The following is a 16,726-nucleotide window of genomic DNA, read 5'->3' on the forward strand; positions in this document are numbered from 1 at the left end:
ATGTCCACTGCCGTTACCGTCGCGGTCGACGACAGGGAGCCGCCCGCGCTCGTCTCGGCCGTCCGCGACCACCCCGACGTAACGGGCGTCACGGTCGATCGACTGTCGGCCGGCGACATCACGATCGGGCCGGTCGGCATCGAGCGCAAGACGCCGCGCGACTACGTCTCGAGCGTCATGGGACGGTCCGGGCCGGATCTGTACGATCAGGTCGAACGGCTCGACGCCGCCGTCACACACGCGTACGTGCTGCTCGAGGGGGACTTCTCGGATTTCGAGTCACTGCGAACGACCGTGTCTCCGACTGCGATCCGCGGGTCGATGGCGTCTATCACGGCCCGTCACTCGGTCCCGATAATCCCCTGTACCGACCGGCCGCAACTGGTCGACTTTGCCGTTCGACTCGCCCACAAACACACCGACACGGCCTCGACACGGCCGCTCTCTCCGGGCGCTGTTCCAAGCCGACGCGAACCGACGACCAAACGAATGTACGGCTGTATCGACGGCATCGGTCCCGAACTCGCGACCGTGCTCTACGAACGGTATCCGACGGTCGAATCCCTGCTCGAAGCGAGCGTCGAGGATCTGACTCGGATCGACGGTATCGGCGAAACACGAGCGCGAACGATCGCTGCGGCAGTTCGTGAGTGATCGCGTCCCGCGAGACAGCGTGTCCGGTCACGAAACCTCGGTCGGGGCGATGTCACGCATCGGCTCCCAGCCATCATCCGGATCGACGCGGCCGGCGAGGACGGCGTTGAAGGCGGCACCGAGAAGCAGACAGAGTCCGCCGAAGTAGACCCAGGTGAGAACCAGCAGGACGGCCCCGGCAATACCGAACAGCGCGACGCTCTCGGCGGTCGAGACGTAGACGCGAAAGCCGAGCGACAGTACGGTCCAGGAGAGGGACGCAAATAGCGCGCCGGGAAGGACTTCGCGCGCGGAGACGCCGGCCGGCGGGAAGAGGTAGTACATCGGGAAGAAAACGACGAGCAGGAGGGACGCGAGGAGAACGCTGCTTGCGGCCGTTGCTACCGCGCCACCGGCGAAAGCGGAGCGGCTCACACCGACGACACTGACCAGCGTGACACCGAGAGCGACCGTCGCCGTGAGCAGCGCGGCGTTGACGGCTGTCACGAGGGTTACCGTCGCCGCGTTGGCGACGGACGACTGGGTTTTTCGTGCGCCGTAAATCTCGGCAAACGCACTGTTTACCGCCCGGAATAACCGGAAACCGCTCCACAGCAGAATCACGAACGCAAGCGTTCCAGCGCGTACGATATTGGCGTCAATGCTCCCCGTAACGAGGAGCGTATCACGGGTGAGAACGCCGTCGAGTTCAGTCGCCGCCTCGACGGCGCGAAGCAGTGGTTCGAGCGCGTCGACGAGGCTCATCCCGACGAGCAGGAGGATGCCGAGCGGGACGAGTGCGTTGAACGCGTGATATGCGAGGCCAGCGGAGATGACGCTGAGTTGGCACTTGCGGGCGACAGCAACGACGTTTTTGACGAGCGCGAGTGAACTCGCCTTCCGTGTCCGTGAATCGGCCATACGCTGTCGACGACGAACGATCAGAAGTGAGTACGGTTGTCGGCAGGCGTTCGGTGGGCGTCTGTTGACACGTGAGATCGCCGGAAGTCGTCTCGGTCCCGTGAGTGGGGAGATAACAATATTTAACATTTTGTGGCGACTATATTATTATATGAGCGTCGTTAGCGTCTCGATGCCCGAAGCGTTACTCGAACGGATCGACCAATTTTCCGAGGATCACGGCTACTCCGGCCGGAGCGAAGTACTCCGAGAGGCGAGTCGTAATCTCCTCGGCGAGTTCGAGGACAAGAAACTGGAAGGTCGCGACCTGATGGGTGTCGTGACGGTGGTGTTCGACTACGAGACGACGAGCGTCGAAGAGAAGATGATGCATCTCCGCCACGAACACGAGGATCTCGTCGCTTCGAACTTTCATAGCCACGTCGGTGGGCACCACTGCATGGAACTGTTCGTGCTCGAGGGATCGCTCGATGAGATTTCGACGTTCGTCGGAAAGATTCGAGCGACGAAAGACACGCTCACGATCGATTATTCGGTGCTTCCCGTCGACGACTTCGGGCCGCTGGCCGAGATGAGCTAAGGACGAAACCGCCGTACCGTCTCGGTCACCGTTCAGTGGCCGTCTCAGCGGGGTCCAGTCTCGTTCTCGAAACCGACTGCCTGAGCCGTCACCACCGCCGACCGGGGCGTTGAACCCCCCGTTCCCGAGGCGGGCACGATCGATCATCGAGATGGGATACCTGAACTCGGGTCAACCGATCGAACGCGAACGAAATCCCCTCGTTTGGCGCTGTTTCGTAGTTGTCGATGTACTTCTCGACGACCGGTATCTGCTTCGCTGACGGTTCGCACAGAACACATCGATAATCTTACTCGATTACGGTCACCGTCGTTGATAATAGTTAGTATCATGTCGTATTCTGATACCAATAGTTAATATTTTAGTAGGGTATATTCATAATTGGGCTATGCAATCGAGCACGATCCGGTTGCCGATCCCAGGACCTGTTTCGAGTAGGTACCTCAGTACCGGAAACACAACCACGCTCAATCCTGTTCTCGAACGGGTACGACTGCCATCGACTCCACGGCGACGTGCTCGCGGAAACCGACCGACTGGCCGACGACCGTCACTGAGCACTCCGTGACGAAATCCGAAGTTTTACAACCATACTTTCACTATTACAAATCATATTGCATGGCAGCGCGCTCGACGGCGATCGACCGAGAATCGACGACCGCCATCGCGGACAGCACTCCCGGACGTGGACGAGCGACGACCGGTCGGTTGCGGTGGGGCGGCGACCGTCTCGACGGCCGGTCGCAGTGCGGACCACCTCCCGCTCGCACTGCTTGCGTTCGCACTGCCCACTCGCGCGATCACGTCCCCGTTCGACCGACGATCCATCACTAGCATGCTGCGATCCCTCCTCGCTCGACTCGGCTCGCTGTCGGCCGTGATGGCCGGCGTCTCGCTGATCACGTACGGGTTCGTGTTTCTCACGCCGGGTGATCCGGCGTATACGATCCTCAGAGAACAACGCCAGAGTTCACCCTCGGCCGCGGAAGTTGCGGCCTTTCGCGCGGAGCACGGACTCGACGATCCCTTCCTCGTCCAGTACGGTTCGTGGCTCACCGATGCCGTACAGGGCGATTTAGGTACCTCGTATCTGCAGTCCGAACCCGTCACCTCACTGGTGCTCGCACAGCTTCCGAACACGCTCGAACTCGCGCTGGCGGCGACGGCCGTTTCGGTGCTACTCGCCGTTCCGATGGGCGTGGTAAGCGCCGTCCACCGCGGTACCTGGATCGATCGAGCGAGCCAGATCGCCGCGTTGGTCGGTATCTCGATGCCGAACTTCTGGCTCGGGTACCTGCTCATTCTCGTTTGCTCGCTGTGGCTCGGCCTGACGCCGGTCAGCGGCGCTGGAACGCTCGGACAGCTCGTCCTCCCGGCGCTCACGCTCGGCACCGGGATGGCGGCGATCGTCACGCGTCTCGTCCGCGCATCGATGCTCGAGGTACTCGACGCCGACTACGTCGATACCGCGCGGTCGAAAGGCGTCCGCGAACGGCTCGTGGTGTACAAACACGCGCTCCGGAACGCTCTCGTGCCGGTCGTGACGATCGTGGGCCTCCAGTTCGGGACCGTCATCAACGGTGCCGTGGTCGTCGAAGCCGTCTTTCAACGACCGGGTCTCGGAACGCTGCTCGTCGATGCCGTCTTCGCCAGAGATTATCCGATCGTGCAGGGGGTCGTCCTGCTCACGACGTTCGCGTTCGTCGTGACCAATCAGCTCGTCGATCTCGCGTACGTCGCCCTCGATCCACGCATCGAGCACAGAGGTGAGCGACCGTGAGTAAATCGACTCCTGAACTCGTCCCGTCGAACGTTGGCCTCGGTGGGCTGTGCCGACGGTACCGGCGGTTCGCCCTGCAAACGAATACCGCAATCCGCCTTGGAGGCGGGGTTATCTGGCTGCTCGTCCTCGTTGCCCTCGTCGGTCCAGTGGTGTCGCCGTACGATCCGACGACGCAGGTGCTCGAGATGCGACTGCGGGGCCCGTCGCTCGCCCATCCGCTCGGTACCGACGCACTCGGTCGCGACGTCGCGACCCGACTCGCATACGGGGCCCGTGTTTCGCTGGCACTCGCGCTCGCGGCGACGCTCGTCAGACTCGTCCTCGGGACGGCGGTCGGCCTGCTCGCCGCCACGGGTGGCCGACTCGTCGACGTACTGTTAATGAGACTCGTCGACGTCCAACTCGCGTTCCCCGGTCTCGTGCTCGCGCTCGTGATCGCCGGCGTCCTCGGACCGAGCCTGCGAAACGTCGTCATTGCGCTGTCGATCGTCGGCTGGGCGTCGTACGCACGGGTCGTGAGGGGAACGGTCCTCTCCATCAAAGCGCGGCCGTTCGTTCAGTCCGCGACGCTCTACGGGACGCCGTGGCACCGACTGGTCAAACGCCATCTCCTTCCCCACGTCGTCAACCCCGTGATCGTCCTCGCAACACTCAACCTCGGAACGGTCGTCCTCGCGGCTGCCGGGCTCTCCTACCTCGGACTGGGTGCACAGCCACCGACGGCCGAGTGGGGGTCGATGATCGCCGACGGGCGAAACTACATGCGATCGGCCCCGTGGCTCGTCACCGCTCCCGGCGTCGCAATCATGGCGACCGTCATCGGCTTCAATCTCCTCGGCGACGGATTGCGAGACCGGTTGGACCCCGATCACCTGAACGACCGACAACGGAGGCGGACCTGACGATGGGTGGTCCGCTCGAAATCGACGATCTCCACGTTCGCTTTCGCACCCAGTCCGACACGGTGCACGCCGTCAACGGCGCGTCGTTCGAGATCGCCCCCGGCGAAATCGTCGGTCTGGTCGGCGAAAGCGGCTGCGGCAAGTCGGTCACCGCCCGATCGATCGTCCGCCTCGAATCCCCGGGCGAGATCGTCGACGGACGCATTCGCTACGACGGCCGGGACCTGACGACGGCCGACGACCGGACGCTCCGACGGCTCCGCGGCCAAGAACTCGCGATGGTCTTCCAGGACCCGTCGACGACGCTGAATCCGGTTTACCCGATCGGCGAGCAGATCGCCGAGGCCCTTCGAGTTCACCGCGAGCCGGACGAGCAGCCGTTTTTCAAAGAACTCGCACGCGGGGCGAGTGCGCGGCTCCGATCGACGAGCGTGCGCTCGACCGTCCTCGAACTCATGGAGTCCGTCGGGATTCCACAGCCCGATCGGCGAGTCGACGACTATCCCCACCAGTTCAGCGGCGGGATGCGTCAACGGGCGATGCTCGCGATCGCGCTCGCTCGGCGGCCGTCCGTCCTGATCGCCGACGAGCCGACGACGGCCCTGGATACGACGACGCAGGCGGCGATCCTCGACCGTTTGGCCGAACTCAACGACGAACGGGGGATGGGAATGCTGGTGATCAGCCACGACTTCGATGTCGTCTCGGCGCTGTGTGACCGGATCGTCGTTATGTACGACGGGGTCGTCGTCGAACGGGGGCCGGCCGCCGAACTCCGATCGGATCCTGCACACCCCTACACGAAGGCGTTGCTCGGGTGTCTACCGCGTCGCACCGAGCCCCGGTCGCGGCTCCCGACGGTCGCGGGGACGCCGCCGGACGGAGCCGCGTCATCGGGGTGTGCGTTCGCCGATCGGTGCCCGTTCGCGACCCCCGATTGTCGGACATCGGCGCCGCCGACGGTTGCGGTCGGGTCGGACCGAACGGTTCGGTGTGACGTGCCGGCTGCCCGCGACGCACCGGTCGAGGCGGTGCGGACCCCCCGTCCGGACACCCGGAGCGACACGCAACGCGACGCGCCGTCGATGGCCGTCGACGGCGGCACGGATACAGCCGCGGCTGCGGCGGCTGCTCCGGGCAGCGATCCCGAGCGAGATCCAGACAGCAACCCGGGGCCGGGACCAGAACACGCGGCCGAGCCGATCGTCGAACTCGAAGGCGTCACGAAATCATTCCGGCGGTCGGACGCGCTCCTCGATCGACTCCTCGGAACCGACGACCGAGTGCCGGCCGTTACCGGCGTGTCCGTCGACCTTCGACCGGGAGAAACCGTCGGCCTCGTCGGCGAGAGCGGCTGTGGAAAGTCGACGCTCGCCCGCCTGGTCGCCGGCCTCGAAACGCCGGACGACGGAACGGTCAGCCTCCGCGGCCAGCAGGTCGGCGGCGTCGACGCGCGGACGAGTTCACAACTGGCCGAGATCGACGTCGTGTTTCAGCACCCGGGTGCGAGTCTCAATCCGAAACGGACGGTAGCGCAGTCGATCGCCGAACCGCTCTTCGAAGCGGGGTGGGCGGAGCCGCGGCGGGAAGATCGCGTCGCGACGGTGCTCTCGCTGGTCGGGCTCTCGCCCGCTGCCGCCGAGCGGTACCCGCGACAGCTCTCGGGCGGCCAGCGTCAACGCGTCGCGATCGCTCGCGCGGTCGCGCTGGAGCCGTCCGTGCTCGTCTTGGACGAGCCGACGGCCGCACTCGACGTGTCGACGCAGGCGACGATCCTGAATTTGCTCGCCGACCTGCAGGACGAACTCGACCTCGCGTATCTGTTCGTCTCGCACGATCTCGACGTCGTTCGCCACATCGCGGATCGGGTCGCGGTGATGTACTGCGGTGAACTCGTCGAGGTGGGGCCGGGTCGCTCGACGCTCTCGAATCCGACGCATCCGTACACGCAAACGATGCTGGACGCGATTCCGGACGGTCGTTCGGGAGCCGACGGTGGGTCGCGGTCGGCCACGGGGTCGGGCAGCGATGCGCTCGCGGGTGCCCCTCCGAGTCCCGCCGCGCCGCCCGCGGGTTGTGCTTTCCACCCCCGCTGTCCGGCCGCCACCGAGGAGTGTTCGCGAACTGAGCCGACGTTCGAGGCCGTCGGCGACGCGCGTTCGCGGTGTCTGTACGCTCCGGAGTGGAGGGACGATGCGGACCGCCGGGAGACCGGTACGGACGATTCGCGAGCGAGCATGGACCGCCCGGGAAACGGCGAGGGAGAACCGTTTCCGGACGGTAACGCCGAAGAATCGATCGAGACCACCGACGATACCGACACGCAATGACAGACGAGAGACGACGCACGATGGATCGGCGAACCGCACTGCAAACGACGCTCGGAACCGCGGCGCTCGCCGTTTCGGGGTGTCTGGCGAACGATGAAAACGGGGCTGACTTCCGGATCGGTAGCCCCTGGAAACCGAACCGGGATCCGCTCGACGGTGGCAGCACGATCCGCCGGCTCGGGATCACCGAGGGACTGGTCGGCGTCGATTACGACGCGTCGCCCGCGCCCGAACTGGCGACCGACTGGGAGCGACGCAGCGACCGGGAGTGGGAGTTCACGCTTCGAGAGGACGTTACGTTTCACGACGGAGAGGCGTTCGACGCGACGGCCGCCGTCGACTCGCTCACCCGAACCGTCGACGCGCCCGCATTCGAGGACGTTCCGATCGACGCCGTCGAGGCGGTCGACGAGACGACCGTCGCCGTCACAACCGAAACGCCGTTCGCGCCGTTGCCGGCTCACCTCTCGCGCAACGAGGCGGTGATCCTCAGCCCCCGCGCCGTCGACGACGACGGGTCGGTCACCGAGACGATCGGTACCGGACCGTTCGCCGTCGAATCGTTCAACCCCAACACCGAGATCCTGACCGCCCGCAACGACGACTACTACGGACAGGTTCCGGCCCTCGAGTCGGTTCGCTACGAGGTCGTCGACGACGATCAGACGCGCCGGATGAAACTCGAGAACGGTGAACTCGAGATGGCGCGAATCCTTCCGCACGAAACGGTCGACGCGCTCGAATCGACCGGCGGGATCGACGTCTACACGCCACCGGTTCCGCGAATCCGATTCCTCGCGTTCGATACGGATTCGGAACCGTTCGACGACCGACGAGTTCGGCGGGCCGCGTCCCTCGCGATAGACAGGCAGACGATCACCGAGTCGCTCCTCGACGGACTCGTCGATCCCGCCGTCGGGCCGTTTTCGCCGTCGATCACCGAGTGGGCGAATCCGGATCTGGAGTCCAATCCCTACGATCCGGACCAGGTCCGGACACTGCTCGACGACGCCGGGTGGACCGGAACCGCCGGCGAGACAAGGACGCGCGACGGCGTCGAACTGTCCGTCGAGTTTCTCACCTTCGACGCCAGAAGCCTTCCCCTGATCGCCGAGGTGATGCAAGATCACCTCGCTGCGGTCGGCATCAGCGTCGACGTGCGAACGCTCGAGTACAGCGCGATGATCGACCGGGTCAATCAGCGGTCGTTCGACGCCTACTTCACGTCGTGGGGAACGCTCTGGTACCCCGATCCGGACCGACTCGCGGAGCTGTACCACTCGACGGCCGCGTCGATACCCCACGGCTACGGGAACGACCGCGTCGATACGCTGCTCGAAGACGCACGAGAACTCGACGAGCGCGCGGCGCGACTGGAACGCTATCACGAGGTCCAGTCGATCGTCGTCGAAGACGCGCCGATCGCCGTCGTGACCGACTACACGAACGTCATCGCGACCGCGGACGATGTCCGCGGCTACGAGCCCCACCCAACGGAATCACACTACGGACTCGAGGCGATTTCGATGGACGGCGAGTGAACGCGGGGCATTCGCCTCGCTACTTCTGTAACCGGGCGGTCGCCCGCCGGATTCGACGGCCCCGCTACTCGGGGACGTCGACAACCACGAGATACAGTTCCTGCTCCGGCTCTTCCCCCCAGAGCACCGGCTCCGACAACGATTCGCACTCGACGGCGTCGAATCCCGCCTCCCTGAGAAACGCGGCCAACTCCGCGGGCGGACGGCCGTCGTACAGCGGCAGGTCGTCGGTGAACTCGTGGAGAACCCCACCGACGACCGTATTCGACCACGTCGTCGCGTCTTCAGCGACCGACTCACCGACGCCATCCGGACGGAGATGTAGGAGAACCGACGTCTCGAGTTCACCGGCGTGTCCGACGTGGTCGTCGATCGCATCCGTCTCGGTCACCTCCCGAGCCAGGTGTCAGAGCGTCTCGCCGTTTCCGCCGTGTTCGTTGACGAACACGACCGTGTCGAGGCTCGAACAGGAACTCGACAGCGAGTCGACGATGTCGCGGGCGTAGCGGCGAAGCGTCTCCGGCGAGATCGACAGGGTTCCGGGAAAGCGGCCGTGGTAGGGCGCGATTCCGACGGGAATCGGCGAGAGCACGACCGACGTGCCGTCCCACTCTCGGTCGGCCGCAGCGGCGATCAACGGGCGATGATCGTATCGGTTCCGACCGGTGCGTGCGGACCGCGTTGCTCCGTGCTGCCGACGGGAACGAGTGCCGTCGTCGGTGCTTCGTCTTCGATCTCCGGCCACGAACTCGTCTCTAGGTGCATTGGTCTAGTTCGTTGAACTGCAATCGCGATCCGAGCGACGGTTCGCGCCCGCTCACCGTGGAACGGTACCGACCGCGATGTACTGGTCGTAGTCCGGTTCGTCGCCCCAGAGCACCGAATCCATCAGCGGTTCGTACTCGACGGCCTCGAGTCTGTGCTCCGTGAGGAACGCGGCCAACTCCGCGGGCGGACGACCGTCGTACAGCGGCAGGTCGTCGTGAATCGTCTCGTAGCCCTCGAACGGTTCCGGGAAGTCCCAGTGACCCTCGATGAGCGCGATGCGGCCGCCGGGGCGGACGACTCGCTTCCATTCCCGGATCGCGCTCGCGGGCGTCGGAAGCGTCCAGATGAGATGCCGGCCGATCACGAGATCGAACTCGTCCTCGGGTTCGTCCAGATCTTCCGCATCACCCGTATAGAACTCGGGTGACACCTCGGCCTGACGGGCTTTCTCTTGTGCCCGAGCGAGCATGTCTGCCGAAACATCGACTCCCGTCACGTCGTGGCCGAGTTCGGCGAGCAGTAACGAGATGACGCCCGTCCCGCAGCCGAGATCGAGTATCTGCTGTGGCGGGTCACCCGTCCACGTGCGCAGAACCGAGAGCCACGCCTCGCGTTGCTCGGTGTCGTGGATGGCGTGGTGGCTGTCGTCGTCGTACGTCTCCGCGCGATCGTTCCAGTACGTTTGGACGTGCGCTTTGATATCCTCCGCGGACGGGTCGGAGTCGGGCATTATCTGACACCCCGGATTCGCTCGGTAGACGGCCCGCCGCGAGTTCCGCGCGAGAGCGACAGCGCGAGACTGGCGTCTGCGCTCCGTCGAGTCTCGGCTCCGTCGGCCCCGGCGTCGGGACTGCCGCGTCTGCCGCCGGGTCTCACCGCGATACCAGTCCTCCGAGACGCAGCGGCGTCGTCCGTTCGCGCGTTCTGGCGGTCGTCTCCCGACCGATTCCGTCCGCCGTTGTCGCCCGTCGCCGTTCGAGGCATATGTTATTAATATTGGGGAACAGGCTATTTATAATTTCGTGTCCGGCGGCTGGATGCCGTCTCACCGGTCGGTGCCACCGGGTGCTGCTACGCGCGCTCTCGGAACCGTCGCCGCATCGTCCAGCGGGCCGATGGATTCGCTCGTTTCGACCTCGCCGCTCGGCCGTCGGTCCGGAACTAGTATTCTATCTAATATTATAGTACATCTTAACTTTGAATATCGGTTTCCGAAGTTTATAAATGAATATAAGAAACATTGAGGAAGATACTAACATCAGTTGTAGTAAATACTGTCCCATATTGGCCGAATAGCGACGCTGCAAACCAGAGTACCGATTCACCTGCACGATTCGACCGGTTCCTTTCGTCCGGTATCGTCGATAACTATCATCGAAAACGATGTATATGGCCGGCTGAGACCCTGCAAGGATTTTTTACCGTTCAACTCACACCCCTATGATATGCGACTACACAACAGGGAAGTCCGGCAGGATGTCCGAGAACTCGGTGCCCTACTCGGCGACATCCTCGAGGAGCAGACCTCACGCCAGGCCTTCGAAACGGTCGAGTCGTGTCGCCAAGCAGCCATCGATTACCGCGCGGGCGAACTCGACTCCAGAGAGTCGCTCATCACCGAACTCGAGGGGCTCTCACCCCACCAACAGCGGGTCGTCGCCCGCGCGTTTACGACGTACTTCGAGCTCATCAATCTGGCCGAGGAGCGCGAACGAGTTCGGTCGATCCGAACCGATTCCCAGGAAGGGGCGCTCGCGGACAGTCTCGAGACGGCGGCGGCTGAACTCGGGGACGAAGATACCGAAACGGTACGGCAGGTTCTCGAGGACGTATTGATCGAGCCGACATTTACGGCGCACCCGACGGAAGCGCGGCGGAAAACGGTCAAGTCGAAGCTCCGGTCGATTGCGACGGCTCTCGAAACCCTCGACGAACGGTTGCTCACCGACAAAGAGAAACGCCAAGTCTGGAAGGATGTCGACTCCGAGGTGACGAGTCTCTGGCAGACGCCACAGGTTCGAAACCGACAGCCGGAGCCGGAAGACGAGGCGCGAAACGTGCAGTGGTATCTGCAGAATACGCTGTTCGACGTGGTCGGCGAGATCTACGACGAGTTCGCCGACGCGATCGACGAGGAGGTCGCGAGCGATCTCGATATTCCGAAGCTGTTCGAGTTCAGGTCGTGGGCGGGGAGCGACCGCGACGGGAACCCGTACGTGACCCCGGATGTGACGGCGACGACGCTCGAACGGCAGCGCTCGGTCGTGCTCGAGCGCTACCGCGAGCAACTCAAGCGACTGTCGGGGGTGCTGAGCCAGGACGGCAGTCGGATCGACACCGGACCGGAGTTCCAGGCTGAACTCGAGGCGGATCGAGAGCGATTGCCGGGGAGTGCCGAAACCGCGGCAGAGCGGTATCCGGGCGAGCCGTACCGCCAGAAGCTCAAGTTGATGCGAGAGCGACTTGATCGCGTCGGCGATGTGCGGCCGGGCGGGTACGACGACGCCGAGGAATTGCGGTCGGATCTGTCGGTGATCGCATCGAGCCTCAGGGACAACGGCGCGGAGAGCGTGGTCGACGCCCACGTCGATCCGATTCGCCGACAGGTCGCGACGTTCAGCTTCTCGCTTGCGAGTCTGGACCTGCGCGATCACCAGCAGAAACACACCGACGCGATCGCGGAGGCACTGGAAGCGGAGGGCGTCGATTACCACGGCCTCTCGGAGGACGATCGCGTCGAGTTGCTGACCGACGCGATCTTGCAGGACGAGCCGGTGATCGACCTGACGGCGACCGACGGCCTCTCCGAGGAGTCCGCCCGCGTGCTTCGCCTGTTCGACCGGCTCGCGGACTGGCAGACCGAGTACGGCGTCGAGGCGATCGACACCTACTGTATCTCGATGACCGAGGAACCGAGTCACGTCCTCGAAGTCCTGTTCCTGGCCGATCAGTCGGGCGTCATCTCCTTGCCCGAGCACTGCGGGATCGATATCGTGCCGTTGCTCGAAACCGAGTACGCGCTCTCGGGCGCACGCCGAATCATGGGCTCGCTTTTCGAAAACGAGGCCTACGCGCAGGCGCTCGAAGCGCGCGGACGCACGCAGGAGATCATGCTCGGCTACTCGGACTCGAACAAGGAAAACGGCTTCCTGGCGGCGAACTGGTCGCTGTACAAGAACCAGCGCCGACTCGGGGAGATCTGCGACGACCACGACGTGACGATGCGGCTGTTTCACGGCCGCGGCGGGTCGATCTCGCGCGGCGGCGGCCCGATGAACGAGGCGTTACTCGCGCTGCCGAACAGCACCGTGACGGGCCAGGTCAAGTTCACCGAGCAGGGCGAGGCGATCGCCGAGAAGTACGCCAACCCGCGCATCGCCGAGCGCAACATCGAACAGATGCTCAACGCACAGCTTCGGGCGCGTCTCTACACGGAAGACCGGCCAGAAGAGGAGGTCCGCGAGGAGTGGGTCGACGCTATGGAGACCATGGCCGATGTCGCCCGCCGGGAGTACCGCGACCTGCTCGAGAGCAACGGCTTCGTCCAGTACTTCGAACAGGCGACGCCGATCACCGTCATCGAGGACCTCGACCTGGGATCCCGTCCCGCCTCGCGCTCCGGCGAGCGGACCGTCGAGGACCTGCGGGCGATTCCGTGGGTGTTCTCCTGGACCCAGTCGCGGTGTATCCTACCCGGCTGGTACGCCATCGCAACCGGGATCGACGCGTACCTCGACGACGGCGGCGACGTGGAAACCCTCCAAGAGATGTACGAATCGTGGCCGTTCTTCCGGACGACGCTCGACAACGCCGCACTCTCGCTCTCTCGCACCGAACCCGAAATCGCGGCCCAGTACGCTGAACTCGCGGACGAGGAACTCCGCGAGCAGTTCTTCCCGCGACTGCTCGATGAGTACGAGCGAGCGGCCGACCTGATCACGCAAATCGGCCAACGCGAGCAACTGCACACCCGCGACTGGCTGGGCGAAAACCTGGAGCGACGCAACCCGTACGTCGATCCGCTGAACCTGCTCCAGACGTACCTGCTCAACCGCACGCACCGGACGGACATCGAAGAGCGAACGCTCCGATTGACGGTCAAAGGGATCGCCGCCGGGATGAAAAACACCGGATAACACCGGATAACGGCGCGACCGAGAGCCGGTCGGCTACGCGTTCTGGTCCGGAGCCTCGATCGTTGGGACCGGAACGGACTCGAGGACACCGTCGACGACCTGCGATTTGTCGACACCGTTGACGGTCGCGTCCGGCGTCAGTACGAGCCGATGGGCAAGCACCGACCGGGCGACGCGCTTGATGTCGTCCGGTGTGACGTACGACCGTCCGGTAATCGCCGCGTAGGCCCGCGCCGCCTCGAACAACCGCTGTGTGCCACGCGGTGAGACGCCCACCTCGACGCGACCGTCGCTTCGCGTCTCGCGAGCGAGCGCCGCAATGTACTCCAGTAAGTCCTCGTCAACCCGAATCGTTTCCGGAGCCCGGCGGAGCTGTTCGACCTGGTTCGGTTCGAGCACCCGCTCGACGGACGGACTCGTCGTCTCCCGATCCGCGCGCCGCCGCAAGAGTTCGACTTCGCCGGCCTCGTCGGGGTACCCCATCGACGTTTTGACGAGGAAGCGGTCGACCTGGGCTTCCGGAAGCGGGAAGGTCCCCTCCTGTTCGACCGGATTCTGGGTGGCAATCACGATAAAGGGGTCGGGGAGCTGACGGGTTTCGCCGTCGACGGTGACCTGTCCTTCCTCCATGGCCTCGAGCAGCGCGGCCTGGGTCTTCGGCGGGGCGCGATTTATTTCGTCTGCGAGGACGACGTTCGCGAAGATCGGACCCTTGTTGAACTCGAAGGTGCGTTCGCGTTCGTTGAAGATGTGGGTGCCGGTGACGTCCGCGGGGAGTAAGTCGGGCGTGAACTGGATGCGGGAGAACGAGAGGCCGAGTGCGGTGGCGACGCTGCGGGCGGTCAGCGTCTTGCCGGTGCCGGGAACGTCCTCGACGAGGACGTGGCCGCGGCCGACGACCCCGACGAGGATGTCCTCGGGGAAGGATCGGTCGCAGATGACGGCGTCGTCGATCGTCTGGAGGACGGCCGTGCACTCGGTGCTGGCCTGGGTAACGTCCATGAAAGCGTCCTCGACCGCTCGTGTCAAATGGTTTTCGCTCTTGGTGGCGTCTACTGGACCGTGATCGTCCGCTGGAACGCGTTCGTGACCGGTTCCTCGACTGGCGTCCCCCCTTCGAGGATCGCCGACGGCGGCCAGCCGATCGGACGTGACCGATCCACAGACTCCGAGAGAGATCGAAACCGGTAAAAACGTTACCCGAGTACCAACGGATGAGCCGAGATAGCCTAGCCCGGCCAAGGCGGCAGATTCGAAATCTGCTGTCCCCACGGACTCGGGAGTTCAAATCTCCCTCTCGGCGCTTTTTCACGAGGCAACATCGCAGAGCGTTGCGTGTGCTTGGTCTTGGATGCAACCTGTAACGGAGCGAGCACGGGCTGTACCAGAACGACGCTGGACTAGAGAAACGCACGCTCTGCTCACCGTCATCTGCAGGGGACCCCATTATTCACGTCGGGCTGGTCGATATCCCTGACAATGAGTGTCATAATTCAGGGTGCGATCGACAGCGGGGTGGGCAGCGACGATGACTGATCCAGGTGACCGAGACGAGCACGACGATCGAGCGGGCAGCGATCGACCCGATCCGGATGACTCCGCCGAGAAACGAGATCGGAAGCGAGAATCAGAGAGGCCGTCGGCAGACGACATACAGTCGGACGATACGCAGACAGACGATACAGAACCAGACGACACACAGTCGGACGAGACAGAACTCGAAACCGGAGAGCTATTCCATCCGCTCGGCGAGAGCGCACAGACCGATTTCAGGGACATGCTCGAGGAGACCGAGTACGACACGGACCTCGGCATGGAGATGGCCAGAGACGCGATGCAGCTCACGAAAGGTGAACTCTCAGAGGAAGCGTTCTACGACCGATACCATGACGAGGTCGTCGAGGAGTTCGGTGAGGACGAACGGCCGATGGCCGAGCGAGTCGAGACGGCCCGCGAGGAGGGGCGACTCGATCGGGCGCTGTCACGGTTCGGCGCGGAAGACGAGTCACGGCGGGAGCTACTCACGAAGATGGGTGCGAGCGCGGGTATTTTCGGGTTCAGCGCGTGGGGTGCCTCGCACGCCGATGAGTCGGACCCGGCGGCCGGAGCGATACAAAACGAGGCGGACGAAGATGGAGGAGACGACGGCGACCAAACGCAGTGGGGGATGGTTCTCGACCTCGAAACCTGTGACGGCTGTCTCTCCTGCGTGGTCGCCTGCAACGAAGAGCACAACTGGAACGACGGCGCGAACTGGATGTACATCCTCGCCTACGAGGACGGCACCGTCGAATCCCCCGATGCCGACGAGTTCGAAGACACGCGGGATTTCAACTACCTGATCCGCCCCTGTCAGCACTGTACCGACGCGCCGTGCGAAAAGGTCTGTCCGACGACGGCCCGCCATACCCGCGAGGACGGCGGCCTCGTTCTGACGGATTACAACGTCTGTATCGGCTGTCGGTACTGCCAGGTTGCCTGTCCCTACGGCGTCAACTACTTCCAGTGGGAGGACCCGGCGTCCGAGGCCCCCTCAGAGGATCTCGGCGAGGACATGATGTACGACGAGCGCGGCCGCTGGGTGAGCGGTCGTGGTCCGCGCGGCGTCATGGAGAAGTGCATCTTCGATCCGGCCCGCCAGGACGGCAATATGGGCGAGGATATGGTCGGGACGACCGCCTGCGAAGACGCCTGTCCGCCCGGCGCGATCCAGTTCGGGAATATGAACGATCCCGACAGCGATCCCCAGCAGTACATCGAGAACGTCCCGCTCGCGCGAGCGCTCGAACACGACCCCGACGACGAGGAACTACAGGAAGCCATCGCAATCGTCCAGGGCGAGGAAGAACCGGCGGAGGAAGACGACGAGGACGGCATGACCGAAGAGGACGCGATCCGACTCCTGCGCGGCGAGTACGGCGATAACACCTCGTCGTTCAAACTCCTCGACGAGTACAACACCGACCCGAACGTCACCTATCTCGGCAACCAACCCGGATCCGAGGCCGAACAGGTCGAGGGCCCGGTCGCCTACGACGATGTCAACCTGGTCGATAATCGGATGGACGAAACCGACGAACGCACCTTCGGCGGCCTCGAGTTATAGCGAGAGCCGAATACGAGGCGTTCATA

12 protein-coding genes, 1 tRNA gene and 1 pseudogene are annotated in these 16,726 nt (G+C 64.1%); 9 read left to right on the forward strand and 5 right to left on the reverse strand.

All coding sequences use genetic code 11. The annotated features are described in order from the left end of the window. On the forward strand, window positions 1-654 hold the full coding sequence (locus C481_RS07375) for an ERCC4 domain-containing protein (protein WP_006108537.1): 654 nt from the start codon (window positions 1-3) through the stop codon (window positions 652-654). A gap of 27 nt (window positions 655-681) precedes the next feature. On the opposite strand, the gene C481_RS07380 is transcribed toward C481_RS07375, so the two are convergent. Further along, complete coding sequence (locus C481_RS07380) at window positions 682-1,554, reverse strand: YihY/virulence factor BrkB family protein (protein WP_006108538.1); 873 nt, start codon at window positions 1,552-1,554, stop codon at window positions 682-684. Window positions 1,555-1,705: 151 nt separating this feature from the next. Here C481_RS07380 and C481_RS07385 point away from each other — a divergent pair, with 151 nt between their 5' ends. The 5 genes from C481_RS07385 (at window position 1,706) to C481_RS07405 (ending at window position 8,690) form a co-directional block, all read left to right on the forward strand. Then, window positions 1,706-2,134 carry a nickel-responsive transcriptional regulator NikR gene (locus C481_RS07385; protein WP_006108539.1) on the forward strand — a complete coding sequence of 143 codons (429 nt, stop codon included), beginning with the start codon at window positions 1,706-1,708 and terminating at the stop codon, window positions 2,132-2,134. 835 nt (window positions 2,135-2,969) lie between these two features. After that, window positions 2,970-3,914 carry a nickel ABC transporter permease gene (nikB, locus tag C481_RS07390; RefSeq protein ID WP_049904524.1) on the forward strand — a complete coding sequence of 315 codons (945 nt, stop codon included), beginning with the start codon at window positions 2,970-2,972 and terminating at the stop codon, window positions 3,912-3,914. Beyond that, a complete protein-coding gene (nikC, locus tag C481_RS07395; RefSeq protein WP_006108541.1) occupies window positions 3,911-4,819 on the forward strand; it encodes a nickel transporter permease in 909 nt (302 codons plus the stop codon). Before nikB ends, nikC begins: the two co-directional genes overlap by 4 nt. A gap of 2 nt (window positions 4,820-4,821) precedes the next feature. Then, the gene (locus tag C481_RS07400) at window positions 4,822-7,149 is read left to right on the forward strand and encodes a dipeptide ABC transporter ATP-binding protein (RefSeq protein ID WP_006108542.1); all 2,328 of its coding nucleotides are present in this window, start codon (window positions 4,822-4,824) and stop codon (window positions 7,147-7,149) included. Further along, on the forward strand, window positions 7,146-8,690 hold the full coding sequence (locus C481_RS07405; RefSeq protein ID WP_006108543.1) for an ABC transporter substrate-binding protein: 1,545 nt from the start codon (window positions 7,146-7,148) through the stop codon (window positions 8,688-8,690). The genes C481_RS07400 and C481_RS07405 overlap by 4 nt, the downstream gene beginning before the upstream one ends. 64 nt (window positions 8,691-8,754) lie before the next feature. On the opposite strand, the pseudogene C481_RS23055 reads toward C481_RS07405, so the two are convergent. From C481_RS23055 to C481_RS07420, 3 genes and pseudogenes are all read right to left on the reverse strand, one after another. Next, window positions 8,755-9,455 (reverse strand): annotated as a pseudogene (locus C481_RS23055) (creatininase family protein). Window positions 9,456-9,507: 52 nt separating this feature from the next. After that, window positions 9,508-10,188 carry a class I SAM-dependent methyltransferase gene (locus C481_RS07415; RefSeq protein ID WP_006108544.1) on the reverse strand — a complete coding sequence of 227 codons (681 nt, stop codon included), beginning with the start codon at window positions 10,186-10,188 and terminating at the stop codon, window positions 9,508-9,510. Continuing rightward, on the reverse strand, window positions 10,188-10,442 hold the full coding sequence (locus tag C481_RS07420) for a hypothetical protein (RefSeq protein ID WP_006108545.1): 255 nt from the start codon (window positions 10,440-10,442) through the stop codon (window positions 10,188-10,190). Before C481_RS07420 ends, C481_RS07415 begins: the two co-directional genes overlap by 1 nt. Before the next feature lie 461 nt (window positions 10,443-10,903). Here C481_RS07420 and ppc point away from each other — a divergent pair, with 461 nt between their 5' ends. Continuing rightward, window positions 10,904-13,594, forward strand: a complete 2,691-nt coding sequence (gene ppc, locus C481_RS07425; protein ID WP_006108546.1) for a phosphoenolpyruvate carboxylase — start codon at window positions 10,904-10,906, stop codon at window positions 13,592-13,594. 33 nt (window positions 13,595-13,627) lie between these two features. On the opposite strand, the gene C481_RS07430 is transcribed toward ppc, so the two are convergent. Next, complete coding sequence (locus tag C481_RS07430) at window positions 13,628-14,596, reverse strand: AAA family ATPase (RefSeq protein WP_006108547.1); 969 nt, start codon at window positions 14,594-14,596, stop codon at window positions 13,628-13,630. Window positions 14,597-14,812: 216 nt separating this feature from the next. Between C481_RS07430 and C481_RS07435 the strand changes: the two genes are divergently transcribed. Together C481_RS07435 and C481_RS07440 are read left to right on the forward strand one after the other, a co-directional pair. Then, window positions 14,813-14,897 (forward strand) — tRNA-Ser (locus C481_RS07435). Between the two features lie 225 nt (window positions 14,898-15,122). Further along, entirely contained in the window at window positions 15,123-16,700 is a 1,578-nt protein-coding gene (locus C481_RS07440; RefSeq protein ID WP_006108548.1) for a 4Fe-4S ferredoxin N-terminal domain-containing protein, read from the forward strand. Window positions 16,701-16,726 lie beyond the last annotated feature (26 nt).

Origin of the sequence: Natrialba asiatica DSM 12278, from assembly GCF_000337555.1 — an archaeon.
GTDB lineage: Archaea > Halobacteriota > Halobacteria > Halobacteriales > Natrialbaceae > Natrialba > Natrialba asiatica.

Coding starts and splice junctions, on each gene's coding strand:
- C481_RS07375 (WP_006108537.1), top strand. CDS start 1: ATGTCCACTGCCGTTACCGTCGCGGTCGACGACAGGGAGCCGCCCGCG.
- C481_RS07380 (WP_006108538.1), bottom strand. CDS start 1,554: ATGGCCGATTCACGGACACGGAAGGCGAGTTCACTCGCGCTCGTCAAA.
- C481_RS07385 (WP_006108539.1), top strand. CDS start 1,706: ATGAGCGTCGTTAGCGTCTCGATGCCCGAAGCGTTACTCGAACGGATC.
- nikB (WP_049904524.1), top strand. CDS start 2,970: ATGCTGCGATCCCTCCTCGCTCGACTCGGCTCGCTGTCGGCCGTGATG.
- C481_RS07400 (WP_006108542.1), top strand. CDS start 4,822: ATGGGTGGTCCGCTCGAAATCGACGATCTCCACGTTCGCTTTCGCACC.
- C481_RS07405 (WP_006108543.1), top strand. CDS start 7,146: ATGACAGACGAGAGACGACGCACGATGGATCGGCGAACCGCACTGCAA.
- C481_RS07415 (WP_006108544.1), bottom strand. CDS start 10,188: ATGCCCGACTCCGACCCGTCCGCGGAGGATATCAAAGCGCACGTCCAA.
- C481_RS07420 (WP_006108545.1), bottom strand. CDS start 10,442: ATGCCTCGAACGGCGACGGGCGACAACGGCGGACGGAATCGGTCGGGA.
- ppc (WP_006108546.1), top strand. CDS start 10,904: ATGCGACTACACAACAGGGAAGTCCGGCAGGATGTCCGAGAACTCGGT.
- C481_RS07430 (WP_006108547.1), bottom strand. CDS start 14,596: ATGGACGTTACCCAGGCCAGCACCGAGTGCACGGCCGTCCTCCAGACG.
- C481_RS07440 (WP_006108548.1), top strand. CDS start 15,123: ATGACTGATCCAGGTGACCGAGACGAGCACGACGATCGAGCGGGCAGC.